Raw genomic sequence first — 5,793 nt, forward strand, 5'->3', positions numbered from 1 at the left:
CATTGAGAGGGTAATTTTAGGCACTTTTCGCAATTCTTATATATGCTAAGGACACTATCAAAGGCTGTTTATCCCCACAGTTGAGCGATTTCTATTCAGAAAAAAAGTTTTGCAGAAATACGTACACTTGGAAAAAGACTAATCTTCCTCGGGTTCTTTTAGCTTTACGAATTAAAAAAGCACTATCAAAGTGCTATTCATGTTCTCAATTTTGCCTGGACGGTGCGAATTTTTTACCTACGTAATTACCTACGTTTTTATATTTCACTATGTCAATTCATATATTTAAAAAGGTTAATAAATATCCTTTTTGTTCTTTACCTACGTTAATATTTCGCTATAATATCACGTTTTTGCTCTCGTATGATTTCTAATTTGAGATAAGAGTGCTTATCGTAAGATTATAAGCTCGATTTTTGAAGACTGCAGATATAATTTTTCGTAAGAAAAAAAGAGAAAAAAGTTTTTTCATTCCTTTTTCTCAAATATATCTCTTTTATACTTCTTTATTTGTGGTCTGGCTTGGTTTCTGTGTTCTTTTAGGTAGTGAAAAGTAAAGATTGAATAGTAAAACAACAGCAATTACGAGGGATACATAAGGATTGCTGTTATAAAATATAAAATTTATTCCAATAGCAATAAGTGAAAGTAACGTGATCAATAGGTTAATATATTTTTTAGTCATGAATTAGTGTTCCTTTTATTTTGAGAGTTCATCACACTCTAGTGAAAAAACTGAAAATTCAGCGTAAATTTTAAGAAAGAGTATCGTTCGTCTCATTCTCTTTTAAGGTTGAAAGGGCGTACTGTGAAATGCAAATAATTATTACAAAACCTATAATTTTAAGCAAAAGACTTAATGGCGCAAATAAGTACAATAAAATTATTGCTACTATTTCACAACTATAAATAATAAATTTCATGAATTTTTTCCAATCTTTTTAATAACTCTGAACACCTAGAGATGTTCGTTTTTTTATTTTATAAGGATTTTTAGGATTTGCCATTACGTAGAATTACCTCCCTAGAAAAGGAGTTAATACTTCCAATTATAACATCAATAAATGTAACTATCCTTTTTCACTCGTAGAAACATTTCAATGTGTAAAAGTGATGTACAGCACTCATATTTATTAGAACACTACTTTAATCAAGAGGTGCATGATAAAAATGTAAACCTCAAGTAAATATCTCGAAAATAATAGTTTTAAATCTTAAATTCCTTAATCTTATCAACCTTCATTCCTTCTTTATCAGTAACAAATGTCCATCTTTGTTTAAATTTTTGTTGATAATTGGGAAGACCTTTTAGTATTTGTTGAGTATCCTTATCTATTACGTAATCAACAGCTTTAAAAGATATATCTATCTCGAAAGTGTTAGATTTTTTCCAGTATAAGCGACTGAGTCCTTCGATTTCAATATTTTCTGTGTGATTTATTTTTCGCTTATCTAAGTAGCTTAACAAATTTTTAGTATGCTTGGTATAAAGTTTTTCGCTATATAACTGCGATACTCTTGATATATCCTGTGTATTCCAAGCATCTTGAATAGATAAGAACTGTTTCTTTATGGCATTAGAAAGTTCCATATCTTCAATATGAACTCCCTCAGTATATATTCCCTTAGGTTTAATAACTGCACTAATAGCTATGATAATACCAAGACCTACAAGAGAAAGCATAAGCTTTACTTTATTTGATATACCACCTTCCACACTTGATGGTGAGTTATTACTAGTGTGAATGCCTCCAATCCCTCCATGGAAACCTCCACCACCCGTAGTTCCACCTCCATGGAAGCCCCCAGCTAATGCCAGAACATGGGGAGCAAAGATGATGAAGAAACTCATTACTAGAAGAGCAATAAATATTTTTTGTTTTTTTATCATATTTTTATTCTAGAAGCTCAATCAGTAAAGTCATACGATACATAATAGAACCTTTATAGCTAAGAGATATCAAATCCATTTCTCTTAGCATTATAACTCATTATGAGTTGAAGCAATTTTTTATACTCAAGCTCTGGCATATCGTAGGGAATCTTAAGTGACCCTTTTCCAAATTCAAGACCATAATCAGTAAAATCAGAAAAATCGCTTTCTTTCATACCTTGTGTTCCATAAATACCTAACCAGCCCTTATTAGCCATTAGTAAAAAAAGTTGTTGTGTCGCTTTCTTGGCCTGTTTAGGGTAAAAACCTGGCATTGCATAAGAAACACGTTCTTGCACATCAGGATAGATAGTATGGACCAACTGTCGTGTAAGTCGCATTCTCGCAAGTTTTTCTTCACTTAAGTCATTATCATTAAAGTAAGCTTCAAAAGGTTGTGCTTTTTTCATTTTAATTTATTCCTTCCACAACTTCTATTTCATAAGTAATTGTTAATACTATTATTAATCCTTGACACTCATTCCACTGCCAATCCAAGTCAAGATTCCTCCAACAAAGCCTAAAAATGGAAACAATCCAAATATTCCGCCCAAGATAAAATAAAAACCTGCACGCCTAGTATCTTTTTCTGTTGAAGATTTACGGTCAACAACCCCCATAATAATCAAAATAATACTAATAATTACTGTTACACCAAACATACCTAATAATAATTGAAGATTCCAGTTCTCTGGTACGTGTCCGTGAATCCCATTAAAGTATGGATTAGTATTCCAGAAAAATTGAAAGCCAAAAAGAGACAACACAATGAGGACACTGCCTAAAAAGGCACTCATTACTGCATTTATTAAACTCATTTTTTTATTTTCCATTTTCTCTTCCTCCTTGACTTTCTTGTTTTTCTTTTTGGCTGTGAGCACTAATTTCCTGTAAAATTAACAGTATAAATAAGGGAATCTTCTTTATAAAATTCTACTTTAGTGTCAAGATTCATTTTTTTGACGGCACATCTGTCATAATTTGTTTTACCATAAACAGATTTTGCTAATCGTTCCAGATCTTTGGTAGAAGCATTTTTGATATTTATCATAGGAGTGCTTAAGGCATCCCATGATAAACTCGAACTGTCCTTATCCTGCTGAATCTTAGCGCCTAGCATCTGTGGATCGTTAATAATGTCCGTAATATTTTGTTGGCTATACATTTTGGCGCTTATATCCGTCAATGCAAAAGAACCCAACACTAATAAAAGTGGGCTGAAATAAATCAATAGGGCAGCAACTAGGATTATCAAAAGAGAGCGAATAGATACTGAAATTTTTGCACTTGTTTTTTTAATTTTAATAATATAACTCCTTATAATTTAGAGTTCAATCAGCACATTTTTAGCCTTTAAGTTATCCAGGCATTCTATCAAATAATCTACATTATGCTCTGGATAAATAGGAACAGTCAAAGACATAGTCTCCAGTGACTCATAACTTGAACAATGGTTTCCACGATACAAGGGACTTTCCCATTCCTTAGCCGGTTTGTATCCTCTTCGCTTCATTTCCTCCATAACTTGTTGATGATATTGAAATAATTTATAGGGTGAATAATCAAAAACATAATTTACAGTCGCGTGTGGCTTGCCCCAGCCTCTCCCTCTCAAAGCACAGCATTCTCTGTGCTGTCCAAGCAATTGCATCCGCGGAAGATGCTTTATTAAATCTTCGTGCCATAACCTCATCTCTCATCTCCTTCTTCCAGATTATTATTCCTCCTATTTTAGATCAATCATAAAGGTCGATTTATCCCCAGCGGAACACTTCCAAAAGGCAAAATTTCATAAAGCCTTTCAGGAATTTGTTGACTAAATTTTCTTGCATTTGGCGATAATTTTCCGTTTAAGGCAAGCAAGGTAAAGCTCACTTGAATACGTTGAACTATCTGCGGGACATAGTCACCGCTCTCTATCAAGTTTTTCGCCTTAGTCAGTACTTCCCGTTCTTGGATCGTCAAGGATTCGTCCAATATTAATCGATAAATATCGTTTAAAATCTGTTCTTCACGTGCGGATAATTTTACCTTTTTCATAAGTGAACTCCTTTTGAAAAGCCTGTTTTGATTTATTTGAGCAAGGTTTTAAAAATCAGAACCACTAAAATTAAATCAATAGCCAAGCCAAGATACCATGAAACGATAAAATATGTTTTTTGTGTTTTATGTCGACAAATTTTTCCACCTAGAAATGCGCCTAAACCACCGCCCAATATTGCCTGGGAAATAAGCACCTTCTCAGGAATCCGCCACAAATGATGCTGCGCCTTGTATTTGTCAATAGCATAAAACAGAAAGACAATAATGTTCCAAATAATAAGTGCTGTTAAAATAAGAAGTCCTGTTGTTGTCATTGCTATCTTTCTGTTTTTAAATTTATTTTTAAGAAGTTTTAAATACCAATGGTTAATAGCTTCATTCATTGGGTGATTTAAAACTTTTTATCAATTTAACTCATCTTTATGCTATTCATTATATCACTTGCTGGGCTTGAAGTCATAACAGACTATCAAATAAATGAAGCACTTAACCTCATTTATCTGTAAAATTTAACTATTTGACATTCAAAAAAACTCGGAGTATAGTTTTATCTATAGCAAAGTTAGAAAAGGGGAAATAACTTGGTATTTGAAAAAACAGTATTAAACAAAGCTCTCGCCTCTGCCTTTGATATTCCAGTAAAAGTAACTTACTGGGATGGCAAAACAGAGAAATATGGCGATGGTGAAGCTCAAGTACACATCATTTTCAATAAAAAATTCGCTTTTAGCGATTTAGCATCCATGCCTACTCTGGTTCTTGCTGAAGCTTACATGCACGATGAAATCGAAATTGAAGGAAGTATTCAAGAACTTGTCGCTTCCGCTTATCGTAAAGCAGATAGCTTTTTAACAAATCAATCAGGCTTCGGAAAATCCATTGTTGAGCTCTTGGGCAATCACTCCCAAAAGCAATCGAAAAAGGATATTCATCAGCACTATGACATTGGGAACGACTTTTACAGAAAATGGTTGGATCCAACGATGACTTATTCTTGTGCTTATTTTGAAAATGAGAATATGACACTGGAACAAGCACAAATCGCTAAAGTACATCATATCCTTGACAAGCTCAACAGTACACCTGGCGGACGTTTATTAGATATTGGTTGTGGCTGGGGAACATTGCTCTTTACTGCTGCACAAGAATACGGCTTAGAAACTGTAGGTGTTACTCTTTCTGAAGAACAATACAACTATATCGTAAATAAGGCAAAAAAACTCGGACTTGAGGATAAAGTCAAAGTCTTCCTTACAGATTATCGTGATCTAAATGAAGGAACCTTTGATTATGTAACTTCTGTGGGCATGTTTGAGCATGTGGGTAAAGAAAATTTAGAAATGTATTTCCAAAAGGTTTATGATTATCTCAAACCAAATTCTCGTGCCCTCATCCATGGAATTACTGGTCAACATCGTGGAGCAGGTGTTGATCCTTTCATCGAAAAATATATCTTCCCAGGAGGTTATATTCCAAACATCGCTGAAAATGTCGAACACATTATGACTGCAAAATTACAACTTGATGATTTGGAACCTTTACGTCGTCACTATCAAAAAACACTAGAAATCTGGAACGAAAACTACAGTAAAGTTTTTGTAGATATTGAAAAGGAAATGGGCCGTCCCTTTGCTCGCATGTGGACGCTTTATCTTCAAGCTTGTGCCGCTAGTTTTGAATCAGGGAACATTGATGTGGTTCAATATCTTTTAACAAAAGGGCCTTCAGGTGTTGGTCTTCCAATGACTCGTCAGTATATGCTCCAACATCATTAAACGTTTATGAATATTAAAAGAAAAAAACAGTTGTCAAATACG

Annotated in this window: 8 protein-coding genes; 1 reads left to right on the top strand and 7 read right to left on the bottom strand. The window is 33.7% G+C overall.

Features of this window, described 5'->3' with window-relative positions; translation table 11 throughout:
- Nucleotides 1–1,207: 1,207 nt before the first annotated feature.
- The 7 genes from LACDD01_RS04155 to LACDD01_RS04185 all read right to left on the bottom strand — a co-directional run bounded on the left by LACDD01_RS04155 (nucleotide 1,208) and on the right by LACDD01_RS04185 (nucleotide 4,290).
- Nucleotides 1,208–1,891 carry a TIM44-like domain-containing protein gene (locus LACDD01_RS04155; protein ID WP_061413316.1) on the bottom strand — a complete coding sequence of 228 codons (684 nt, stop codon included), beginning with the start codon at nucleotides 1,889–1,891 and terminating at the stop codon, nucleotides 1,208–1,210.
- A gap of 59 nt (nucleotides 1,892–1,950) precedes the next feature.
- Nucleotides 1,951–2,343 (bottom strand): hypothetical protein, encoded by a 393-nt coding sequence (locus LACDD01_RS04160; protein ID WP_061413318.1) that lies wholly within the window; start codon nucleotides 2,341–2,343, stop codon nucleotides 1,951–1,953.
- 54 nt (nucleotides 2,344–2,397) lie between these two features.
- The gene (locus LACDD01_RS04165; protein WP_231863379.1) at nucleotides 2,398–2,766 is read right to left on the bottom strand and encodes a hypothetical protein; all 369 of its coding nucleotides are present in this window, start codon (nucleotides 2,764–2,766) and stop codon (nucleotides 2,398–2,400) included.
- 47 nt (nucleotides 2,767–2,813) lie between these two features.
- Nucleotides 2,814–3,098, bottom strand: a complete 285-nt coding sequence (locus tag LACDD01_RS04170; protein ID WP_061413322.1) for a hypothetical protein — start codon at nucleotides 3,096–3,098, stop codon at nucleotides 2,814–2,816.
- Nucleotides 3,099–3,257: 159 nt separating this feature from the next.
- Nucleotides 3,258–3,626, bottom strand: coding sequence for a TIGR02328 family protein (locus LACDD01_RS04175; protein ID WP_019291634.1), 369 nt, complete (start codon nucleotides 3,624–3,626; stop codon nucleotides 3,258–3,260).
- Nucleotides 3,627–3,673: 47 nt separating this feature from the next.
- Nucleotides 3,674–3,973, bottom strand: a complete 300-nt coding sequence (locus tag LACDD01_RS04180; RefSeq protein ID WP_061413324.1) for a bacteriocin immunity family protein — start codon at nucleotides 3,971–3,973, stop codon at nucleotides 3,674–3,676.
- Nucleotides 3,974–4,005: 32 nt separating this feature from the next.
- Nucleotides 4,006–4,290, bottom strand: coding sequence for a DUF1294 domain-containing protein (locus LACDD01_RS04185; RefSeq protein WP_029343287.1), 285 nt, complete (start codon nucleotides 4,288–4,290; stop codon nucleotides 4,006–4,008).
- Between the two features lie 267 nt (nucleotides 4,291–4,557).
- Here LACDD01_RS04185 and LACDD01_RS04190 point away from each other — a divergent pair, with 267 nt between their 5' ends.
- Nucleotides 4,558–5,751 carry an SAM-dependent methyltransferase gene (locus tag LACDD01_RS04190; RefSeq protein ID WP_061413326.1) on the top strand — a complete coding sequence of 398 codons (1,194 nt, stop codon included), beginning with the start codon at nucleotides 4,558–4,560 and terminating at the stop codon, nucleotides 5,749–5,751.
- Nucleotides 5,752–5,793: the final 42 nt, after the last annotated feature.

Source organism: Lactococcus sp. DD01, assembly GCF_001578715.1.
GTDB lineage: Bacteria > Bacillota > Bacilli > Lactobacillales > Streptococcaceae > Lactococcus > Lactococcus petauri.